Source organism: Arcticibacter pallidicorallinus, from assembly GCF_003002875.1.
Lineage (GTDB): Bacteria > Bacteroidota > Bacteroidia > Sphingobacteriales > Sphingobacteriaceae > Arcticibacter > Arcticibacter pallidicorallinus.
This window is the reverse complement of record NZ_PVTH01000004.1, coordinates 114,199-136,743: the sequence shown is the minus strand read 5'-3', so window position 1 is coordinate 136,743 and position 22,545 is coordinate 114,199. Positions and strand designations below refer to the sequence as shown.

The 22,545-nt window shown below is 43.0% G+C and carries 21 protein-coding genes; 15 read left to right on the top strand and 6 right to left on the bottom strand.

Annotated features, from left to right (window positions below):
- The first annotated feature begins 80 nt into the window (after positions 1-80).
- Positions 81-890, top strand: a complete 810-nt coding sequence (locus tag B0I27_RS07910) for an EamA/RhaT family transporter (RefSeq protein ID WP_245925458.1) — start codon at positions 81-83, stop codon at positions 888-890.
- Between the two features lie 139 nt (positions 891-1,029).
- Positions 1,030-3,813, top strand: a complete 2,784-nt coding sequence (locus tag B0I27_RS07905; protein ID WP_106292697.1) for a PAS domain S-box protein — start codon at positions 1,030-1,032, stop codon at positions 3,811-3,813.
- Between the two features lie 5 nt (positions 3,814-3,818).
- Here B0I27_RS07905 and B0I27_RS07900 read toward each other — a convergent pair whose 3' ends face one another.
- Complete coding sequence (locus tag B0I27_RS07900; protein ID WP_106292696.1) at positions 3,819-4,499, bottom strand: arylesterase; 681 nt, start codon at positions 4,497-4,499, stop codon at positions 3,819-3,821.
- A 49-nt stretch (positions 4,500-4,548) separates the two neighbouring features.
- Between B0I27_RS07900 and B0I27_RS07895 the strand changes: the two genes are divergently transcribed.
- From B0I27_RS07895 to B0I27_RS07845, 11 genes are all read left to right on the top strand, one after another.
- Entirely contained in the window at positions 4,549-5,247 is a 699-nt protein-coding gene (locus B0I27_RS07895; RefSeq protein WP_106292695.1) for an ABC transporter ATP-binding protein, read from the top strand.
- A complete protein-coding gene (locus B0I27_RS07890) occupies positions 5,244-7,784 on the top strand; it encodes an ABC transporter permease (protein WP_106292694.1) in 2,541 nt (846 codons plus the stop codon). Before B0I27_RS07895 ends, B0I27_RS07890 begins: the two co-directional genes overlap by 4 nt.
- Before the next feature lie 47 nt (positions 7,785-7,831).
- A complete protein-coding gene (locus tag B0I27_RS07885; RefSeq protein ID WP_106292693.1) occupies positions 7,832-9,142 on the top strand; it encodes an MFS transporter in 1,311 nt (436 codons plus the stop codon).
- 42 nt (positions 9,143-9,184) lie between these two features.
- Positions 9,185-9,913 carry a (Fe-S)-binding protein gene (locus tag B0I27_RS07880; protein ID WP_106292692.1) on the top strand — a complete coding sequence of 243 codons (729 nt, stop codon included), beginning with the start codon at positions 9,185-9,187 and terminating at the stop codon, positions 9,911-9,913.
- A 105-nt stretch (positions 9,914-10,018) separates the two neighbouring features.
- On the top strand, positions 10,019-11,944 hold the full coding sequence (gene thrS / locus B0I27_RS07875) for a threonine--tRNA ligase (protein WP_106292691.1): 1,926 nt from the start codon (positions 10,019-10,021) through the stop codon (positions 11,942-11,944).
- Positions 11,945-11,958: 14 nt separating this feature from the next.
- Positions 11,959-12,534, top strand: a complete 576-nt coding sequence (infC, locus tag B0I27_RS07870) for a translation initiation factor IF-3 (protein ID WP_106292690.1) — start codon at positions 11,959-11,961, stop codon at positions 12,532-12,534.
- A gap of 20 nt (positions 12,535-12,554) precedes the next feature.
- Positions 12,555-12,755: a 50S ribosomal protein L35 gene (gene rpmI / locus B0I27_RS07865; RefSeq protein ID WP_106292689.1), complete on the top strand. Its 201-nt coding sequence runs from the start codon at positions 12,555-12,557 to the stop codon at positions 12,753-12,755.
- A 70-nt stretch (positions 12,756-12,825) separates the two neighbouring features.
- Positions 12,826-13,170, top strand: coding sequence for a 50S ribosomal protein L20 (gene rplT / locus B0I27_RS07860; RefSeq protein ID WP_106292688.1), 345 nt, complete (start codon positions 12,826-12,828; stop codon positions 13,168-13,170).
- A gap of 65 nt (positions 13,171-13,235) precedes the next feature.
- Positions 13,236-14,156: a DUF72 domain-containing protein gene (locus B0I27_RS07855; protein WP_106292687.1), complete on the top strand. Its 921-nt coding sequence runs from the start codon at positions 13,236-13,238 to the stop codon at positions 14,154-14,156.
- A 109-nt stretch (positions 14,157-14,265) separates the two neighbouring features.
- The gene (locus tag B0I27_RS07850; protein WP_106292686.1) at positions 14,266-14,904 is read left to right on the top strand and encodes a peroxiredoxin; all 639 of its coding nucleotides are present in this window, start codon (positions 14,266-14,268) and stop codon (positions 14,902-14,904) included.
- A gap of 144 nt (positions 14,905-15,048) precedes the next feature.
- Positions 15,049-15,246: a cold-shock protein gene (locus B0I27_RS07845; protein ID WP_106292685.1), complete on the top strand. Its 198-nt coding sequence runs from the start codon at positions 15,049-15,051 to the stop codon at positions 15,244-15,246.
- A 60-nt stretch (positions 15,247-15,306) separates the two neighbouring features.
- Here B0I27_RS07845 and B0I27_RS07840 read toward each other — a convergent pair whose 3' ends face one another.
- Genes B0I27_RS07840 through B0I27_RS07825 form a run of 4 tightly spaced genes read right to left on the bottom strand, consistent with a single transcriptional unit; the run spans position 15,307 to position 18,983 of the window.
- The gene (locus B0I27_RS07840) at positions 15,307-16,488 is read right to left on the bottom strand and encodes a THUMP-like domain-containing protein (protein ID WP_106292684.1); all 1,182 of its coding nucleotides are present in this window, start codon (positions 16,486-16,488) and stop codon (positions 15,307-15,309) included.
- 7 nt (positions 16,489-16,495) lie between these two features.
- On the bottom strand, positions 16,496-17,755 hold the full coding sequence (locus B0I27_RS07835; protein ID WP_106292683.1) for an aspartate kinase: 1,260 nt from the start codon (positions 17,753-17,755) through the stop codon (positions 16,496-16,498).
- Complete coding sequence (locus tag B0I27_RS07830; RefSeq protein ID WP_106292682.1) at positions 17,748-18,239, bottom strand: GNAT family N-acetyltransferase; 492 nt, start codon at positions 18,237-18,239, stop codon at positions 17,748-17,750. The genes B0I27_RS07835 and B0I27_RS07830 overlap by 8 nt, the downstream gene beginning before the upstream one ends.
- Entirely contained in the window at positions 18,240-18,983 is a 744-nt protein-coding gene (locus tag B0I27_RS07825; protein ID WP_106292681.1) for a YggS family pyridoxal phosphate-dependent enzyme, read from the bottom strand.
- Positions 18,984-19,023: 40 nt separating this feature from the next.
- Here B0I27_RS07825 and B0I27_RS07820 point away from each other — a divergent pair, with 40 nt between their 5' ends.
- Together B0I27_RS07820 and B0I27_RS07815 are read left to right on the top strand one after the other, a co-directional pair.
- Positions 19,024-19,605, top strand: coding sequence for a DUF4296 domain-containing protein (locus B0I27_RS07820; RefSeq protein ID WP_106292680.1), 582 nt, complete (start codon positions 19,024-19,026; stop codon positions 19,603-19,605).
- On the top strand, positions 19,602-21,968 hold the full coding sequence (locus tag B0I27_RS07815) for an endonuclease MutS2 (RefSeq protein WP_106292679.1): 2,367 nt from the start codon (positions 19,602-19,604) through the stop codon (positions 21,966-21,968). The genes B0I27_RS07820 and B0I27_RS07815 overlap by 4 nt, the downstream gene beginning before the upstream one ends.
- Position 21,969: 1 nt before the next feature.
- On the opposite strand, the gene B0I27_RS07810 is transcribed toward B0I27_RS07815, so the two are convergent.
- Positions 21,970-22,503, bottom strand: coding sequence for a pyridoxamine 5'-phosphate oxidase family protein (locus B0I27_RS07810; protein WP_106292678.1), 534 nt, complete (start codon positions 22,501-22,503; stop codon positions 21,970-21,972).
- Positions 22,504-22,545: the final 42 nt, after the last annotated feature.

Sequence of the window (22,545 nt, the reverse complement as noted above, 5' to 3'; positions counted from 1 at the left end):
TTTGAGACTTACGAATCGGTGTTAGTACAATGGTCTTTATCTTTCTTAGTATACTCTGTAATATCATTGTATCGATACTTTTGAAGGTTGCAAAGCGATATGATATCAGCGTTCCCCAAGCAATCGTTTGGAACTATGCAGCCGCTGTGGTGTTGACATATAGTCTCTTTAGGCCGGAAATCTCTATTCCTCAGATAAGGGAATCCCCCTTCAGTATCTATTTGTTATTGGGTATTTTGCTCCCTTCTCTATTTGTTATACTTGGACTGTCCGTGCGGTACACGGGTATTGTCAGAACAGATCTTGCTCAGCGATTGTCATTGTTTATCCCTTTACTTACTGCCTTCATTATTTTTAAAGAGCAAATGTCTTCTTTGAAAATCTTAGGTATTCTAGTAGGCTTTCTGGCAATAATATTTTCCATTCCCTGGCACAAAGCGCCACTTGGAAATAAAAATACAACGCTCGGGTGGCTGTATCCGTTGATTGTCTTTGTAGGTATGGGCATTATAGATATCTTATTTAAGCAAGTGGCCTCGTTTCAGGCAATTCCCTATACTTCGTCTTTGTTTATTATTTTTGTTCTGTCTTTTTTACTGGCTGTTGTTGGACTGATCCTGGCTATCATTTCCGGAAAAACATCTTTCGGTTTTAAAAATCTGATCTGCGGGATAATACTTGGTGTTTTTAATTTTGGGAACATATTGTTTTATTTAAAAGCCCACAGAGCGATTCCTGAGAATCCTTCGGTTGTGTTCTCCGCGATGAATATTGGTGTCATCATTGCAGGATCAGTGGTAGGTGTTTTTCTTTTTAGGGAGAAGTTGAGCAGGTTAAACATCTGGGGAATAGGGATAGCTATTGTTGCTATCTTTCTCATATCAGCTTAAACGTACTAAGAGTCGTTAGTTTAATATTAAATCGGAGTGATGCAGAGTTCCAAAAGGGCGCGTTGAACAGTCTCTTGACCGGAACCATGTTGGTAAGCCCTGCAAATCTTTTTTGTAGTTTTATTGTTGTATTTGATTAATGGGAACGTTTTATATGCAAGGGGCAAATGCTGAAGAAGAAGAACTACGTAGGTTAAAAGGATTGGAAGCTTATCAAATTCTTGATACTGAGGAGGAACGTTCCTTTGATGCTATTGTCGAACTGGCTGCAGAACTTTGCCAGATGCCAATGGCAATGATAACGCTTTTGGATTCCAAGCGGCAATGGTTTAAAGCCAAAGTGGGAATCGACCTGAGCGAAACATCAAGAGATTTTTCTTTCTGCAACTATACCATTCAGAGTAATGAGATATTTGAAGTAAATGATACCTTATTAGATGGGAGATTCGTAAGTAATCCTTTTGTGACTGGATACCCGATGGTTCGTTTCTATGCAGGCGCTCCTCTTATTTCGGAGGACGGATACAGGTTGGGGTCATTATGTTTAATGGACACCATTCCTAACACGCTGAATGATTTGCAGCGAAAGACTCTTCGTCTTCTTGCTAACGAGGTAGTCATGCGGTTTGAATCAGCTAAGAGAAACCGCGAATTAAAGTACCATCTTGACGCTGCCCAGGAATATCAGGAAATGTTTAATCATTCCGGGGATTTACATTGTATAGTGAGTGAAACGGGGCAGATAGAGTTTGTCAATAATTCGGTGGTTGATATCATCGGCTACACGGCGGATGAAGTTAAAGGGAGGTATATTTGGGATTTTTGTCCCCCTGACGAAAGGAGTAAACTTCTACCCGATATACATAAAGCCATATTAAGCGGACTGGACCATTTTAAGCTTGAAGCCAGTGTAGTAACTAAAAGCGATGGTATTAAGGTTTTCAGTTGGAATAATGTGATCAGGAGTGGCAGGTGGTTGATTAACGGAAGAGACATCACGCACCAAAAAGAGAATCAAAGGGTGCTGGAACAACTTTCCCTGGTAGCCAGTCACGTGAATAATGGTGTGGTTATCAACGATGCTGATAGCAAGGCGATTTGGGTGAATAAGGCGTTTGAAATAATTACGGGATATTCTGCAGGTGAAGTTCTGGGAAAGAGGATCGGTGATTTACTGCTCAGAAACTATATGGACAACCCGACTTTGATGTTTGCAAGGAGTCGAACCGCTAGCAGGGAATCGTTTTCGGTCGTTCTTCCGGCACACCGCAAAGACTCAAGTCCTGTTTGGCTATCGATAATGAACACAATCGTGCTTAACAAAGATGGAGAGGCGGATAAGTCTATTGAGATCCTAACAGACATAACCCAACAAAAGGAATCAGATAGTCAGAACGAAACGCTCAACGTGGCTCTCAGTAAATCCAGTGTTGGAATTGTCGTCCGTGATAATAGGAATAAAGTTGTATGGTTTAATGATGCGTTTGAGAAAATCACAGGCTATAGTCTGGAGGAGTTTAAGGGAAAGCATCTTGGAGATATCCTGATAGGTCCGGATACTTCCATGGACGACTACAAGGTGGCGAAAGACGCGTTTGCAAATCAAACAACATATGAAATAGAGAACCTTTTTTACACAAAATCCGAAGACAGGGTTTGGCTTTATCTGTCTAATACTCCGCTTTTCAATGCAAGCGGACAAATGGAACGGCAGGTGTGTATCGTTGTCGATGTTACGGAACGGAAAAAAGCGGAGAAGGAAATTATAGCAACGCGGGAAGCAGCTATCAAGTTAGGAAAAGCTAAAGAGACATTCTTGTCGGTAATGAGTCATGAAATGCGTACGCCTTTAAACGCTATTATTGGCATAAGCCGCATTCTGTTAGAAGAAGATCCGTTGGAAAGGCAATTGGAAAATCTCGACGTGCTGAGATTTTCGACTGAGAACTTGCTTACTTTGATCAACGATGTCCTCGACTATACAAAAATGGAAACGGGTAATCTTGAGTTGGAACTTAGAACGGTAAATCTTAAAAAGATCGTATATTCTACAGTGGAATCCTTGCGATTCAAAGTCGATCGTGGAAGGGTTTCAATGAAAGCCGAAATTGATGATAGAATTCCGGAACTATTGATGGCCGATAATACACGAGTATATCAGGTTCTGATGAATTTATTAGGCAACGCCATTAAGTTTACTGAACAAGGTGAGATCAACTTAAGACTTGATCTTATTTCCGAGGATAGCGATTCAGTATTTATTCAATTCAAGATTACGGATACTGGCATAGGTATCCATTCGGACAAACTGGACTATATATTCGAATCATATACTCAGGAAGGTGCCGATACAACCAGAAAGTACGGAGGTACAGGCCTGGGCCTGGCCATCACAAAAAAGTTAGTTGAGCTTCATGATTCGAAAATAATTGTAGAGAGTGAGAAAGGAAAGGGTTCCTCTTTTTATTTCACTATTCGATTTACGCGCCCCGACGAATCCGAGATAGAGGAAACAGCTTTTGAACAGCAGCCACTATCCATTCCTTCGTATATCCTGATTGTTGACGACAACCCTATGAACAGGATGGTTGCTCAAAAGACGGTAATGCGCTGGGGGATAAAATCAGATCTCGCCGAGAACGGGCAAGAAGCTCTTGAGATGATAAAGCGTAAAGACTATGATCTTGTGCTTATGGATTTGCACATGCCGGTAATGGATGGTTATGAGGCCACCCGAAAGATCCGAATGTTACCTGACGGTAAATACAAAAACCTTCCGGTGATTGCTCTTACCGGAAGTGATCTGGTCGTTCGTAAAGAAATGATCCTGGATGCTGGTATTAATGATACGGTTTTGAAGCCGTTTGTGCCCATGGATCTGTTTAAAAAGATGCGTACCTATCTTAAAAAGGGAGAAGCTTAAACGATTTAAAGAATCGTTTTCAGTTCTTCCCAAACGTTTTCCGCCAAAATCTTTTGACCTTCTGCTGTAGGGTGAATTCCGTCCTGTAGATTTAATTGCGGTATACCGGCTACATTTTTCAATAAAAATGGAACCAGCAGCATTTCGTTTTTCTTAGCAATGAGGGGGAAGATCTCATTAAAGTCTCTGGCGTACTGGCCTCCCATATTCGGCGGCACCTGCATACCCAGGAGCATTAACTTTGCATCGGGATATTTTTGCTTTACGGTATCGACAATAGACTGCAGGTTCCTGGCGGTTTCAGTAACGGGCACTCCCCTTAAGCCGTCATTGGCTCCCAGTTCCAGGACAAAAATGTCTACCTTATTCTTCAATAGCCATCCGATACGGCCCTTTCCTCCGGCGGTTGTTTCTCCACTTAATCCCGCATTTATAGCGTTATATTTCAGACCCATTGAATCAATTCTTGCTTGAATTAACGATGGGAATGATTCACTGGAAGGGTCGTCCAGACCATAACCGGCAGTTAGACTGTTCCCGAAAAATAAAATGTTTTTAGTTTCCTGATTCCCGGAGGTTTCTTTGTTCTTTAAGTTATCTTTAGTTTCCTGGTTTTCTTTCATGGTGCTATTGGTGCAGCCCGACAGAGATATCAGAATTAACAGGCAGCTGTATAATTTGTTCATAAGATGACGTTTGTTAAAAATCAAACAGTAGTCGACTAAGTTAGTTTAAATGACCGAAAATATTCTATCAGTAAATAATCTAAGCAAGGTTTATAAAGCAGGCGGGCATGATCTGACCGTACTAAGAGACGTTACCTTTTCCGTAAAAAAGGGATCTATGGTTTCCATAGTTGGTCCGTCGGGAAGCGGTAAGACGACTCTGTTAGGTCTTTGTGCGGGCCTGGATAATTCCTCCGCTGGATCAGTTTATATAAATGACATCCGCATTGACAACCTCAGTGAAGACGAAAAGGCTGGGATCAGAAGTAGATACACGGGTTTTATTTTTCAGAATTTCCAGCTTCTGCCTACTTTGACGGTTTTGGAAAATGTAATGGTTCCCCTGGAACTTCGGGGAGAGAAGGATATTAAGCGGGGAGCGCTCGAACTTCTTGAGAAGGTTGGACTGGGGGAGCGGTCGCATCATTATCCGACGCAATTATCAGGAGGAGAACAGCAAAGGGTTGCTTTAGCAAGAGCTTTTTCGAACCGTCCTGACATACTTTTTGCAGATGAACCTACGGGCAATCTTGATGCAGAAACGGGTGAAAAGATAGTAAAGCTCATTTTTGAGCTGAACAGGGAATCTGGAACTACCTTGTTACTCGTTACGCATGATCTCGAACTAGCTTCCAGGACTCAGCGGATCATCAGGTTAAAAGGTGGAGAATTGATCTCAGATTTATCTACTCAGCCAAATCAGCAATGAGTAAGCAATCGGAAGTTACCTGGTTATTCCAGATGGCATGGAGGGACAGCCGTCGAAGTAAGTCGAGGCTATTTCTATTCATCTCATCGATCATTCTTGGAATAGCAGCACTTGTAGCGATCTATTCGTTTAACGATAATCTCAAAAAGGATATTGATCATCAGGCCGCAAGCTTGATCGGTGCAGATCTGGTATTGTCGACAAACAAACAGCCATCGGAAAAAACAGAGGAATATCTTAAACAGCTTGGGGACGAGCGTTCGAGCGAAAAGAGCTTTGTTTCGATGATATTATTTAACCGAAGCGGAGGAAGCAGGCTGGTACAGGTTAGAGCCCTGGAAGGAAAATTCCCGTTCTATGGCCAGATCGAAACGGTACCTAAAGGTGCCGCACAGGAGCTTTCGAACAGTAATAGTGCGCTCGTAGACAAAACGGTGATGTTGCAGTTTGGAGCCAGTAATGGTGATTCCATACGTCTGGGCGAACAATCGTTTATTATATCAGGTACCCTAGAGTCGGTGCCAGGACAAACAGGACTATCCTCTTCCATTGCACCTGTAGTTTATATTCCCATGGCTTACCTGCAGGGTACGGGCTTAATGCAAAAAGGCAGTCGGGTCAATTATAGCTTCAGATATCGTTTCGGTGATCCTGAACGGTTAAGAAAAGAACTTAAATCGATAAAGACATTTGCCGAGAACGCATCGATGGATGTGGACACTATCGAGTCAACTAAAGAGGAGACTGGAAATACGTTCCAGAACATGACGGAATTTATGTCTCTCGTAGCTTTTATAGCACTTCTTTTAGGCTGTATTGGAGTCGCAAGCGCTGTGCATATCTATGTTAAGGAAAAAGTAGCGTCGGTGTCCATTTTGAGATGTCTTGGAGCAACAGCCTCTCAGACCACGCTAATCTATCTTATACAAATCGCATTAGTCGGCTTGGCCGGATCTGTCTTTGGCTCACTATTGGGGTTGCTAATACAGCAAGTTTTACCAGCCGTTATGAGAGATTTCCTCCCAATCGAGATCACCGCCAGCGTGTCATATCCTGCTGTTTTGCAGGGAATCTCCACAGGTTTGCTCGTTTCAATCGTTTTTTCTATTCTTCCGCTCTTAACTGTAAGAAAAGTTTCACCTCTCAATACGTTAAGGGCATCCGTTGATACCTCGAACAGTACACCCGATCGGCTGAAGGCACTTGTATATTTCATCATCATCATCTTCCTGGTATCTTTCGCTTATCTTCAGTTAGGAGATCTTAAGCAAGCGGGTATTTTTACAGCGGGGATAGCGCTCTGTTTCCTGATCCTCGTAGCGATAGCAAACTTGCTGACAAAGCTTGCAAGGCGTTATTTCCCATCAAACTGGGCTTACCTTTACCGGCAGGGATTCTCCAATTTATTTCGCCCAAATAACCAAACGGTGATCCTAATTGTCTGCATAGGCCTTGGTACCGCGCTGATCAGTACACTTATGCTTGTAAAGGATATGCTGATTGACAAGGTAACAACGTCATCCGCTGAAGGTAAAGCCAATATGGTGCTTTTCGATATTCAGTCTTCCCAAAAAGAAGCGGTTGCAGAATTGACCAGAGGGCGTGGCCTGCCTGTTATGCAACAGGTGCCGATCATTACGATGCGTATCGAGGAAATTAGGGGAGTAACGGCGTCGGAGGCCAGAAGAGACACCACTCTCGATGTGCCGGCAAGAGCGTTTAACTCCGAAATCCGAAGTACCTTCCGCGATAGCTTAACCAGTTCAGAGAAGATCGTCGATGGTGCATGGGTGGGAAAGGTAGCAGCCGGGAACGCTAAAGTCTACGTGTCACTGGAAAAGAGATATGCGGAGCGGCTTCGGGTACGCGTAGGTGATGAAATGACTTTCAATGTGCAGGGAGCTTTGGTGCCTGTGATAGTAGGAAGTTTCAGAGAAGTAGACTGGAACAACATACAAACCAACTTCAGAGTCGTTTTTCCTTCCGGAGTTTTGGAAAATGCGCCGCAGTTTCATGTGCTTATGACAAGATTAGAATCCCCTCAACAAGCAGCCGAATTTCAGCAAGCAATCGTTCTTAATTTCCCTAATATATCTATCATTGATTTAAATCTTGTATTGAATGTCCTGGATAATCTCATGGATAAGCTAGGATTCGTCATCCGGTTTATGGCGGGCTTTAGTATTATAACAGGAATTATTGTATTGATAACTTCGGTTCTTATAAGCAGATACCAGCGAATGAGGGAGAACGTATTGCTCAGGACGCTTGGAGCGAGTACGAGACAAGTGTTGACCATAACGGCGCTGGAGTATTTTTTTCTCGGAGCTTTAGCGGGTATCACAGGAATCCTCCTTTCATTTATGGCTGGTTGGGGTCTTGCGCGGTATAACTTCAAAATTGCATTTTCACCTGATTTGTTGCCATCCTTACTGTTGCTGATAAGTGTCTGTATGATGACTGTTGTGATAGGATTATTGAACAGCAAAAGTACTTTGAATGCACCTCCGCTTGAAATACTCCGAAAGGAAGGGTGATTTAAGTATCATCGGATACATTTATTTTTTATCTATTTTCGGCTCAAATGCAGACAATAAAGAATGATAAGAAGACGATCCGCTCCTGGGCGATGTTTGATTGGTCGAATTCAGCCTATAATCTGGTCATAACATCCACTATATTTCCAGCTTATTATACGATAATCACTACCACCGAGGAGCATGGGGATAAGGTTAGTTTTTTTGGATTTACGTTTGTTAACACGGCTCTTTCAAACTATTCGTTATCAGTTGCCTATCTCATAATGGCGCTGCTGCTCCCTTTTCTTTCGTCTAGCGCTGATTATCATGGGAATAAGAAAACGTATATGAAGTTTTTTACCTACATGGGTAGTTTGGCATGTATGTTACTTTTCTTCTTCAAGTTGGAGACCCTTGAGCTGGGGATCATTTGTTCTGCGATTGCTGCGATGGGCTATATTGGAGGCGTCATGTTCAGCAATTCCTATCTGCCTGAAATCGCCAGCGTTGACCAGCAGGATAAAGTAAGTGCCCAAGGCTTCGCTTATGGCTATGTTGGGAGCGTCTTGTTGCAAATAATCTGTTTTGTATTTGTATTGAAGCCTGATTGGTTTGGCATCACAGACTTATCCTTTCCTCCCAGATTTTCCTTTTTACTGGTAGGCTTCTGGTGGATATTATTCGCTCAGATACCGTTTTCCAAGCTCCCCAAAAACAGTGTCGCAAAAACGACCCATGTTCGTAAAAACGGCTATCAGGAGTTACTTCATGTTTTTAGGCAGGTTAGAGGCATGAACGTACTGAAACGTTTTCTTCTGGCTTTCTTTTTCTATTCGGTCGGAGTTCAAACGATCATGCTGGTGGCCGCCAGTTTCGGAGAGAAGGAACTTCATCTCGGGACGGAAAATCTGATCATGATCATCCTGGTCATTCAGGTAGTCGCTATTGGCGGCGCCTATCTTATGTCGGCATTGGGACGGAAGATTGGAAACATCATGGTTTTGATTTTGGTTGTTTCTGTCTGGATTGCGATTTGTATATCTGCGTACTTTATAGCTACCGCACAACAGTTTTACCTACTTGCCGTTGTGGTAGGATTAGTAATGGGGGGGATTCAAAGTTTATCACGCTCCACTTATTCTAAGTTTCTTCCGGAAAATACACCAGACACTGCATCGTTTTTTAGTTTTTACGATGTGACAGAGAAACTTGCCATTGTACTCGGACTAGCCTCATTCGCCTTTATCGAAGAAAGGTCGAATATTCGTAATTCTGCTCTCACGCTTAGTCTGTTTTTCTTTATTGGGTTGGTAATTCTTGTATTTCTGTTCAGAACTAAGGAAAAGACAAAAATTTCGTCAATCTCTGAAAATTAAATTTGGCTTTTCCTCAATACAAATTACCTTTATGCACTGACTATGACTGTAGAACTATTCATTCCATGCTTCATGGATCAACTGTATCCGGACACTGCTTTTAACACAGTGAAGATTCTCGAAAAAGCCGGTTGTAAAGTTTCATATAATCCCGAGCAAACATGTTGCGGACAACCAGCTTTCAATGCCGGTTTCTGGGACGAAGCAAAGGCTGTTGGCGGTAAGTTTTTAAACGATTTCTCGGAAAATAATTACATCGTTTCTCCTTCTGCATCCTGTACAGGTATGGTTAAAAATTACTACAGCGATCTGTTCACAAACACCGCTGTACATAATAAATGCAGATCCATACAGTCAAATATTCATGAACTATCTGATTTTCTGATTAACATACTTCAGAAAGATTACTTTGGGGCTGAGCTTGACGGGCGTGCTGTCTATCACGATTCTTGTGCCGGTCTGAGAGAATGTAAGATCAAAGATGAGCCTAGAGCTTTATTATCGAAGGTTCATGGCCTTGAGCTACTGGACTTGAAAGATAATGACACCTGCTGCGGATTCGGCGGAACCTTTGCGGTTAAATTTGAGGGTATCTCCAGCGCTATGGCGCAACAGAAGATAGATAACGCTCTGGCGGTAGGTGCAGAGTATATTATTTCCACGGATGCATCCTGTCTGCTGCATATGCAAGGTTATATTGACAAGCATCAGCTCCCGATTAAATCCATGCACCTTGCAGATGTGCTGGCACATGGCTGGGGAAATGTATAATACTCCGGAGTTTTATTTCTAAAACTTTACCTTTGCAATTCATTTGGATCACCTCTGTACGTGATCTTACAATTTTCATATAAGAATATAAAATCATAGTTGTAGATGATTAACATTACACTCCCCGATGGTTCCATTCGTGAATACGAAGCTGGAATAACTCCCTATCAGATTGCTTTGTCCATCTCAGAAGGCCTTGCCCGGAATGTCCTCGCCGCAGAAGTGGACGGTCAGATCTGGGACACTTCACGTCCCATTGACGCAGATGCCCATTTACGGCTGATCACCTGGAACGACAAAGAAGGTAAGTCAACGTTTTGGCACTCTTCTGCACACTTGATGGCAGAAGCGCTAGAGGCACTTTATCCGGGTACCAAATTTGGTATCGGTCCGGCTATTGAAACCGGATTTTACTACGACGTAGACTTCGGAGATCGGGAATTCTCTTCCGATAATTTTAAGGAAATCGAGAACAAGATACTCGAACTTGCAAAGAAGAAATCAACTTTTGAACGCAAGCCCATCAGCAAAGCAGATGCTATAGCTTATTTTACTGAAAAAGGAGATGAGTACAAACTTGATCTGATCAAGGATCTTCCCGACGGCTCTATTACATTATATACACAGGGCGACTTTACAGACCTATGCCGCGGGCCCCATATTCCCAACACCGGGTTTATAAAAGCGGTGAAACTGATGAATGTAGCAGGTGCTTACTGGCGTGGGGATGAAAATCGCAAGCAGCTTACGCGTATCTATGGAGTAACGTATCCAAAGCAAAGCGAGTTGACAGACTATCTGAAAATGATAGAGGAAGCAAAGAAACGCGATCACAGAAAGCTGGGTAAGGAACTGGAGTTATTTACTTTTTCAGAGAAGGTAGGAATGGGTCTTCCTATGTGGTTGCCCAAAGGAGCTGCATTACGTGAGAAGTTGGTGCAATTCTTGCAAAGAGCTCAGATGAAGTCCGGTTATGAGCAGGTTATAACTCCGCATATCGGTCATAAGAATCTGTACGTAACATCCGGGCATTACGAGAAATATGGAGCCGACTCGTTTCAGCCAATCAAGACGCCACAGGAGGGAGAGGAGTTCTTCCTGAAGCCGATGAATTGCCCGCATCATTGTGAGCTATATAAATTTAAACCGCGCTCCTATAAAGATCTACCGGTTCGATTTGCAGAGTTCGGTACGGTTTATCGTTACGAGCAAAGCGGAGAGCTCCACGGTCTTACCAGGGTAAGAGGCTTCACTCAAGATGATGCACACTTATTCTGTCGCCCCGATCAGGTAAAAGAAGAGTTTAAGAAAGTGATCGATCTGGTCCTTTATGTGTTCAATGCTTTAGGATTCAATGATTATACCGCACAGGTATCTCTTCGCGATCCGGAGAACAAAACGAAGTACATCGGTTCAGACGAAAACTGGGCTCTTGCAGAGGCTGCTATCATTGAAGCTGCAGAAGAGAAAGGTTTGCCTACGGTGGTTGAATTAGGCGAGGCTGCGTTTTACGGACCGAAGCTGGACTTCATGGTCAAGGATGCTCTTGGTCGCAGGTGGCAGCTCGGCACTATACAGGTTGACTACAATTTACCTGAGCGTTTTGAACTGGAATATACAGGAAGCGATAACCTTAAACACCGTCCTGTAATGATTCACAGAGCGCCATTTGGATCGCTGGAGAGGTTTGTTGCGGTGCTTATCGAACATTGCGCAGGCAATTTCCCGCTTTGGTTGACACCAGACCAGTTTATCGTGCTTCCCATATCGGAAAAATATGAAGATTACGCAAAAAAAGTTTTAGAATCTCTTAATAATTCCGATATTCGCGGCTTGATTGACTTACGCGACGAGAAAATCGGTAGAAAAATCAGGGATGCGGAAATCAAAAAGATTCCGTACATGTTAATAATCGGTGAGAAGGAAATGAACGAGAATTTGGTCTCTGTTCGTAAGCATGGTGAAGGCGATTTAGGAAGCATGACGGCAGAAGCATTTGAAAAACAATTAATTACAGAAGTAACAGTTTAAATAAAGAATAACATTTGGCATTAGGAAGACCAGGTTTTAATAAGGGTCCACGCGGACCGAGACCTCCGTTTAAGAAAAAAGAGGCTGAGCACAACATTAATGAGTATATCAGAGCTCAACAAGTACGTCTTGTTGGTGACAATGTTGAACAGGGTATCATGTCTTTGGCTGAAGCCAGAAAAATTGCTGAAGAGCAAGAGCTGGATCTAGTCGAAATATCTCCTAATGCTGATCCTCCCGTTTGTAGAGTAATAGACTACAATAAATTTATCTATGAGCAGAAGAAAAAGCTTAAGGAGATAAAGGCCAACGCAAAGCAGACGGTTATTAAAGAAATTCGTTTTGGGCCGAACACCAACGAGCATGACTTTCAGTTCAAGTTGAAACATGCCATTGGCTTCCTGGAAGCGGGAGAGAAGGTTCGTGCTTATGTTCACTTCAAAGGTAGAGCTATCGTTTATAAAGAGCAGGGGGAAATTCTGTTGCTTAGATTTGCTCAGGCTTTAGAAGAAGTGGGTAAAGTAGAGCAATTACCAAAACTAGAGGGAAAACGTATGTTTTTAATCGTTGGCCCGAAAGCAAAAAAATAAAACAATTAATAAATAGAGTTATGCCAAAAATGAAAACCAATTCCAGTGCTAAAAAGCGCTTCAAGCTTACTGGAACAGGTAAAATTGCAAGGAAGAATGCGTTTATGAGCCACATCTTAACCAAGATGTCTACTAAGCGTAAGCGTAACTTGAGTCAGACAAGCTTAGTTTCTGAAGCTGACTTAGGAAACGTGAAAAGAATGCTTTGCATCGGAAAGTAATTTAATTAAGTAACCAGACACCCGGTACCTAAGATTGCATTAGCAACACCGCTGTCAAAAATCAAACAACATGCCACGTTCGGTAAACGCAGTAGCGTCAAGAAGAAGAAGAAAAAAGATCTTAAATTTAGCCAAAGGCTATTACGGATCACGCAGCAAGGTCTATACTGTTGCTAAAAACACAGTAGAAAAAGGTTTACAGTATGCATACCGTGACCGTAAGACCAAGAAAAGAGAGTTTAGAGCTCTTTGGATTCAGCGTATCAATGCAGGTGCACGTCAACACGGAATTTCGTATTCTCAGTTGATCGGTAAATTGTCAGCGAAAGAAATCGGTTTGAACCGTAAAGTTCTAGCTGATCTTGCAATGAACGAGCCAGCTGCATTCAAAGCTATAATTGATGCTGTGAAATAATATTGTTTTTATTACAAATTGGAAAGGGAGTCACACAATGGCTCCCTTTTCTCGTTTTATATAATATGGATTTTGGTAAAGTACCTGAACAAGAATTGCCGACTATTGATTTTAGCTTACCTAAGGATGGTATATTAACGGGTGATGTGCTTAAAGAGCAAACGCGTGTCAATGAACTGCTGTCTTACGTCGGCTGCGCTAAATGGGGTAGAAAGGAATGGAAGGGGTTAATTTATCCGCCCAAAACCAAAGAGAGCATATTTCTGGACGAATATGTTAAGCATTTTAATGCTATTGAGCTTAATGCGGTATTCTATAAAATGCCTGAAAAACAGCAAATAGTAACCTGGAGACAAAAAGCGGAAGCAGAGAGGCTGGATTTTAAATTCTGTCCAAAAATTACTCGAACCATCAGTCATATAAAAAGGTTAAAAAACGCTGAGGATACCACCTCGCAGTACCTGGAAAGTATTATGGAGTTTGGTCCATATTTAGGCCCATGCTTTCTTCAGCTTGGTGATAATTTCGGACCGGCGAACTTGTCGGTTTTGTCTGATTATTTGGAGTCTTTACCAAAGGACTTCAATCTCTTTCTTGAGGTGCGGCATCAGGCATGGTTTGCTGACCCGGAAGCAAGATCTGCTTTGTTTCAGATATTGAGACAGAACCACGTTGGTGCGGTAATAACAGATGCCAGCGGTCGTCGCGATTGCCTGCACATGGAGCTACCAACGCCGCATGCCTTCATTCGCTTTGTCGGTAACGGTCTGCACGAAAGCGATTTTAGCAGGGTAGATGACTGGATCGAGCGCATCAGATCGTGGAAAGAGCAGGGGCTTCAGTCTGCTTATTTCTTTTTGCACCAACACGATGAAAAGGATACACCGATATTGGCTGACTATACAGTCAGGCGCTGGAATGAGGTTCTGGGTACGAAGCTAGCCAGGCCAATGCTTCTGAACAAGCAAACGAACTTGGGATTCTGAGACGGGCCGTCAGGAGAAAACATGATGTTAAACAGACACTAATTTTCTTTTTCTTGTTTGAAATCTATTAAATTAGTAGACTTAAAACGAAACGCTAATATCAATTACTATGAGCTTAAGACTAGGAGACACAGCACCAAATTTTACTGCCCAAACATCACAAGGCGAAATTAACTTCTATGATTACGTAGGAGATAGTTGGGTTGTTTTATTTTCGCATCCAGCAGACTACACTCCTGTGTGTACAACAGAATTAGGGAAAACAGCTTCCTTAAGTGATGAGTTCGCCAAGCGTAATGTTAAGGTTATAGCTTTGAGCGTTGATCCGGTAGGAAAACATGAAGGCTGGATTCAGGATATAAATGAGACTCAGGGAGTGGAAGTAAATTTCCCTTTGATAGCCGATGAGAGTAAAGAGATCTCAAACGCGTATGGTATGATTCATCCGAATGCGTCTGATACGCTGACGGTCAGATCATTATTCGTGATCGCCCCTGATAAAAAGGTAAAGTTGATCATTTCTTATCCTGCGTCTACCGGTAGGAACTTTCAAGAGATTCTTCGAGTAATTGACTCGCTGCAACTTACTGCTAAACATAGCGTCGCTACGCCGGCTGACTGGCAGCAGGGAGAAGATGTTGTCGTTGCTAACTCCATTAAGACAGAAGATATTCCTGAGAAATTTCCGAAAGGCCATCGTATAGTAAAGCCATATCTGAGGTTCACTCCACAGCCTGACAGCGAATAGCTTTTGACTACTTGATAGAATTGCATATCTTACTCTAAATTTATACATTTGGTTAAGAGTTTTGTGCCATACATCTTGATAAATTAATGAATATTTCTTTTTCAGTAGTTGCACATTATCAGTACCTAAACAAATCTTATTATTATGAAAACTGGAAAAGTTAAATGGTTTAATGCCGAAAAAGGTTATGGTTTTATCGTAGGGGACGACGGTAAAGAAGTTTTTGTTCACTTCAAGGATGTTGAAGGCGGAGTGAATGCTCTTGGAGAAAATGATTCGGTCGAATATGAAGTTGCGGAAGGTAAAAAAGGCCTACAAGCAGTTGACGTAAAGAAAGCTTAATTTTTTATTGTATCCTTTTATACTAATTAGTAAGCCCCAGCCATGGGGCTTTTTTTGTTATTAAAAAGTCCGTTCAGCTCTGACGGTCACCAGTTGATTATTTGACCTCGTGAATATTAGGAAGTCGCTTCCGCCGTCACTAAGCTTATGTTTTTTTTTAAGCTGGTCGGGCGATAATGGAAAATTCCGGCTCACTATATTAAAGTTGCCTGAGATCTTTTGGCGGGAAAACTCACTATAAGAATCCGAGGAAATAATTTTGAAGATTTTCCCGGGGAAAGCCTCTTTAAGAGTTCCGGAAGTATACAGATGGGTATTGACATCTAACTTGAGCAAGTCGAACCGCGCAGCAATCGTCTTGAAGGCACCCGCCTTCAAGACAGCGACATCAGGTTCATACAAATAACTCATAGGGGTGGTATATTTGCTAATGACTTCGCTGCGTTCATCAGATAGTGTAAATACAAATTCGATCATTTGCTCTCCGCCCAGCACAGAGCAAATGATCCTTGGCTCCTGAGTGTTTCCTGCAGACAAGACCCAAAGTAATTCCTTGCAATCGTTTTTTACACTCATAACGTGCAATTCTTCTGTCGTGCCTCCAAAAGCCTTCAAACCGGCCTGTATGTCCAACATAGGGGATGTCTTCACTACAACCCTGTCCGCCATGTTGAAAAAAAGAGGCAGACTGCTTACAACGTTCGGTTCTGTGTCTTCAAGCAGAAAAACCTTCTTGTTTTCAACTCGCCTGGAAGGGTCGACATAAATGGTATCAAATCGCCCGGGATATCGTTCAAGGAAGGATAGGGAATCCTCGGTTAGGAAAGAGATGTTAGTTCTGCCTAAAACCTGGAGATTGTGTTTTGCTATCTCCGACAAGTCTTTATTTCGTTCTACATGAATCAGGTGATCAGTGGCTTGAGAAAAATAATAGCTGTCAACACCAAATCCACCTGTTAGATCGATAGCATGTGAACCTTTCAGTAATCTGGCTTTATAAGCAGCTGTCGTTTCTGATGAAGTTTGCTCTATCGAAAGTTTTGGGGGGTAATAAATCCCTTCGTTTACAAACCAGGTAGGTAGCTTTTTCTCCGACCGCCTCTTGCTGTCAATCTGCTCGGCTAGTTCCCGTGCGCTTATTCCATCGAACGGGCTCTTACCCAGCATGACTTTGTGAACGTCAGCATGGAGATTGTCTGCAATATATTTCTGAACGGCAGGACTAAGGAGGGCAGCATTCATTTCATACTTATTTTAAAACCACCTGGGCAGTTACGCGGCTGCTTTGTTCGAGCATAATCGTTCTGCCCTGAGTGAATTCATGTAAAAGATCCCTCTCATAATGCCTCATCGTTACAAGCTGGAGATCCCCGTTGTATTTTACAATAAACTTCTCCTCAAGTAAAGCAATCAGTCGGGTAAACGTACGTTGATCACTATCAATACATCCTGATAAGCTGGTTGCCGAAACCTGCACTACGTTCATTTTAATCGCAAAATCAGCAAAGCTTCTGTATATCATACTGATGTGCTCTTCTGTGATGAACGATAGATCCTTTGTTGTAAGCGAAATAAGGATCTGATTATTCTTAATGATGACCGCAGGCTCTGTGATTTTAAGATCAGTATTCGTAATGCGAGTACCACTTTCCTCAGGGGCATTAAAAGGTTTTACGTACAGCGGAATATCTTTATTCTGGAGCGGCTTGATTGTTTTGGGATGAATGACCGTTGCCCCGTAATAGGTCATTTCAATGGCCTCGCGGTAAGAAAGCTCCTCATACTTTTTCGTGTTAGTGAATAGCTTTGGATCCGCATTGAGAACTCCGGGGACATCTTTCCATATCGTAACTGCCCGAGCACCCAGACCTGTAGCAAATATGGCTGCCGAATAGTCAGAACCTTCCCGACCAAGCGTGGTAGTGAAATTTTCTGAAGTTCCACCAATGAAGCCCTGCGTTACAATATATTGGTTCCGCAGCACTGGGATGAGCTGTTCTTTTATCCTGTCAGAGGTTTTCTCCCAGTCTACCTTTCCTCGGCGGTAGGTATTGTCAGTCTGAATATAACTGCGTGCATCGGTCCATTGATTTGCCATTCCGGAGCTGTTCAGATAGTGACTCACAATTTTGGAAGATACCAGTTCACCAACAGATACGATCTGATCGTACAGGTAATCGTAACTGTCATACGGTTCCTCTTCCAGAATCCACTCGATCTCCACGAAAGCATTAGCGACATCGTCATAGACAGGATGAGCTTTGTCATCAAATAAGTCATCAATAATCTTTTCGTGGTACACTTTGATCGCGTCCAGAATATCTATGGTATTATCCTTCCGGTCGACATAGGCGTTCAGGAGCTCTTCCAATGCGTTCGTAGTCTTTCCGATAGCTGAGACCACAATAAGTAGCTGGAGCTCGGGTTTTAATGACAATATATAGGCTATGTTTTTGATGCCTTCTGCATCTTTGGATGATGCTCCTCCAAATTTATATACTTCAATCATGTAGCGGTGGTGTAACGAGGCATTCGGAAAGCTGATCACTGCTTAACGAAACATTGATCCATTCGCCTTCAAAACGCGCATTGTATTTTTTATAAAAGTTGATAGCAGGCTCATTCCAGTCGAGTACCTGCCAGCTTATGCCATTAAATTTCTTCTCCCTGGCCTCCTGCAAGATGCGCTCAAACAGCAAAGTGCCGACTCCATTTCCTCTCAGACTTTCATTTACATAAAAATCTTCCAGATACATCCTGCAGCCTTTCCAGGTCGAGAAGCGCACATAGTACAAGGCGAAGCCTTCCAGGCGGCCATCTACCTCAGCAACGAAGGCAGTCCATACCGGATCTGTCCCAAAGCCTGAATCAGTAAACTCTTCTAACGTTACGGTTACTTCCTGCGGAGCCTTTTCATACAGAGCAAGCCCTTTAACCATTTCAAGTAGATGCCCGCAATCATCCCTGCGGGCACGGCGAATAGCTATATCCATTTAGTTTGATGTTGCGTCGGAACTATCAGAAAGGGGAGTGGTCGCATCGGAGCTATCCTTGTTTTTCCAATGCGGAATAACACGCTTACCGAAGATAGAGCTCCCCACACGAATCATGGTGCTTCCCTGCTCTATAGCAATCTTGTAATCTGACGACATTCCCATGGATATCTCTTTAAAAGAATCCGTTTTACGGAAAAACGACGCCTTTAGTCCGTCAAACAGTACCTTCAGTTCATTGAATTCGTCTCTTATCTGCTTTTCCTGGTCTGTATTGGTAGCTATCCCCATAACACCTACAATACGCACATGTTTCATAGCCGAAAACTCTTCAGACCGCAGAAGCTCAATTGCTTCATCGAAACCAAGTCCAAACTTCGTTTCCTCATCCGCAATGTAAATTTGAATCAGGCAGTCAATAATCCGCTTGTTCTTTTCCCCCTGCTTGTCAATTTCCTTGAGAAGCTTCAAGCTATCCACAGAATGGATCAGGCTGATGAAGGGAGCGATATATTTTACTTTATTCGTTTGCAGGTGCCCGAGCAAGTGCCATTCAATATCATGCGGAAGCTGCTCGTGCTTTTCTACCAGTTCCTGCACTTGATTCTCCCCGAAAATTCGCTGTCCAGCCTCGTAAGCCTCCAGGATATCGGCTACCGGCTTGGTCTTTGAAACCGCGATCAGCTTCACCGCCGAAGAGCTCACTTCATTCTTTAATTTCGTCAAGTTGGCTGCAATGCTCATTTATGTGTATTTTTAACCCCTAATCTGGCTAAATTACTAAATGAAGCGTTTATTGTTACTGTTTTTTATAATCATTTTTCTTAGCGCCTGTAAATCTGGTGATCGTCCTGAGGGCATAATGGGCAAAGAGGAGATGATCGATGTGCTCACCAGTGTGCACCTGGCAGATGGCTATGCAAGCTCACTTTACGCAGACAGCAACAGAAATAAGATTGCGACTTTATATGGCGCCATATATAAGAAACATGATACTGATTCTGCCGGTATCCGGAAGAGTCTGGAATATTATTCCCGAAATCCTGCGGAATTGAAAACCATGTACGAAACGATCATCAAAAACCTGGAGAATCTCGAAAAGGAACAGCGTTTGATGGAAGAGAAAAAACAGCAGGAACAGCAGGATAAGTACAATAGGGAACAGCAACTTATAGCACAAAAACTGAAGTTGAAGAACGACTCTTTGCGAAATGATTCACTGAATAAACAATATATTAAGATCGATACGTTTAAGGTTATTCCGATGAAGAAATGGACGTTTCAGGGACTGCTGGAGAGAGAAAATTGGAAGAAACAGGATTCCCTGAGACGGGACTCATTGATGAAAACGAGAGTTAAAAAATGATCTACCCCAATAATGCTGCTGATAAACTAGGGTTTACAGACGTAAAAATACATATACAATCGCTTTGTCTGAGTGATATGGGTCGTCAAATGGTCGATAAAATTCAGATGATGTCGAATTATGATAACATCTATAAGTTCCTTCGGCAGACGCGGGAGTTTAAGGAGATACTCGAGAACGACTCCCCACTGCCTATTCGCCACTTGTTCGATATCAAGTCGCTGGCCGAGAAGATCCGCGTGGAGGGTGCATTCCTCACTGAAGCAGAGCTCCATCAGGTTTTGCTGTCGCTGCAAACCGTTTTCTCCGTTATTAGCTATTTCAATGAGAGGGAGAGCAGGTACCCTACTTTAGAAGCCCTTTTCGAGCATTTGCCGATCGAGAAAAAGATTTTGAAGAGCATTGAATCTGTAATCGATGAAAAAGGAAAGATCAGGGCAAATGCTTCCCGGGAGCTGCAGGAAATAGTGGCAGGTATCGCTCGGGCTGAACAGGAGGCAAGGAAAAAGATCGACCATATTTTCAAAACAGCGCAAAACAGCGGATATACAGCCGACGGATCCCTCACCATTCGGGATGGCCGACTTTGTATTCCCCTTCTGGCGGAAAACAAAAGAAAAGTAAAAGGCTTCGTTCATGATGAGTCTGCATCCGGACAAACTGTTTATCTGGAGCCTGAAGAGGTATTCCAGTTAAATAACAAGGTCAGGGATCTCGAGTTTGATAAGCGAAGGGAGATTATTCGTATCCTGGTTGCGCTTAGCAATGACCTACGACCTTATGTTCCTTTGTTCATGGCCTATCACGGTCTGCTTACAAAGCTCGATTTCGTCAGAGCCAAGGCACTGTTCGCTATCGAAACCGAATCGGAGATGCCCGTGCTTGTCAATAAAGCAGAGCTCAGCCTCGTCAATGCCCGGCACCCCTTACTGTTGCTTGCGCTTCGTAAGGAGAAACAAACCGTCGTGCCTCTCAACATCAACATAGATGAAAAGCAAAGAGTCGTCGTCGTGTCAGGACCTAATGCCGGAGGGAAGTCGGTCTGTATGAAGACTGTAGGATTGCTACAAATCATGGTACAGGCAGGTCTGCTTGTGCCTGTTGACGAACATTCCGTCTTCGGTGTTTTTAAGCAGGTATTTGCAGATATCGGTGATGATCAGTCAATAGAAAGCGACCTGAGTACCTACAGTGCCCATCTATCCAAGATGAAATATTTCGTCGAAAATGCCGGCGGTAAAACGCTTGTGCTCATTGATGAGTTTGGTACAGGGACAGATCCTCAATTTGGCGGACCTATCGCTGAGGCGGTTCTTGATGCCCTCAACAGGAAGAAAATCCGCGGCGTTGTTACCACTCACTATTCGAACCTCAAGCTGTTCGCCAATGCAACAGAGGGACTGGAGAACGCCTCCATGATGTTCAATAACCTGGAGATGCAACCCATGTATATCCTAGAGATGGGCAAGCCTGGTAGTTCTTATGCTTTTGAAATTGCTCAAAAGATCGGTCTGCCCGAGCAGGTACTTAACGCCGCTAAAAATAAAATCGGAACCCATCAGAAGAAAGTTGACACCCTATTGGTAGATCTTGAACGGGATAAGAAAGAACTGCTTGAAAAGAAGGTTGTGCTTGACAAGCAGCAACGTCGCGTCGATGTACTGCTTCGTGAAAATGAACAGCTGAAAGAGTATCTTGATGAGAATAAGAAAGCCATTTTGAAAGAAGCTAAGAAAGAGGCTCAAAATATCATCCTGAATGCCAATAAGCTAATAGAGAATACGATATCTGAAATTAAGGAAACCAAAGCTGAAAAGGAAGGTACGGCGAAGCTTCGCCAGAATCTTCAGCAGGAGCTGAAAAAACACCAGATCGCCAAAGAAGCTCCTAAGCAGGTTTCAAAAGCCGACGAAGAGCTGAAACACGGTGACTGGGTTAAGCTAACGGATTCCGAAACTGTAGGGCAGGTTATCGACGTGACGAAAGATAATGTTATCCTTGCCATTGGGGAACTTCGTTCAGTTGTCAAGAGAAAAAGGGTTGAACGTATAACGAAGAAAGAGGTGCCAAAGGAAATACGAAAGTCTTACTCCTCCCAATTAACAGATACTTACGCGTCTTTTAGTCCGGAGATTGACATACGGGGAATGAGGGGAGAAGACGCGGTACAGGAAATTGAGAAATACCTCGACAGGGCACTGATGATGGGCATGTCAAGTCTTAAAATTATTCACGGAAAAGGCGATGGTATCCTCAGGAAATTGATCCGCGGATACCTGAGTAAATATTCCCAGGTATCGCGGATGGAAGATGAGCATGCCGATCGGGGCGGCGACGGCATCACTTATGTATATTTAAGCTGATTTAAAAGTCTATTTCCTTGTGTTCACCTTCTTCATTCGCCTTGCCCTGGATGGTGTTCTTCACCAGCGAAACGATCTGTGCAAGGAGGAGGTCGGGTGTATCCCAGTACTCAGCCTTTTCTGGCTGCACCCTTAAAAGACATAATTCCGGATCTTCTTTTCCATATGGGAACCAGGTTTTATAGCGGTCATTCCACAGCTCATCGATTTTCAGAGGATCGCTGGTAATGCTCGCCGTACCTTTAACGGTGACATATAAATCGTTCGCAGGGTCGCTGTAATTGAGTACAACCTTAGGGTTCAGCTCAATCTCTGTAGTTTTCCTCGAACTCTTTCTCGCGAACATCCAGATCAGGCCATCGTCCTCAACTTTAAAGGTGTACATGGGCCTGCTATCTATACCGCCATCTGGTTCTATCGTTGTCAGCATCGCAATCTTGATGTCCGCAATCTTGGACGACAGCTCGCGGGCCTTTTTGATATATTCGATCTCGTCAAGCTGTTCTTTAACGGTGTTTCCTGTAAGTTGTGTCATAGGTGCTTGTTTTTATAATGATATAAATAACAAGACTTTCCA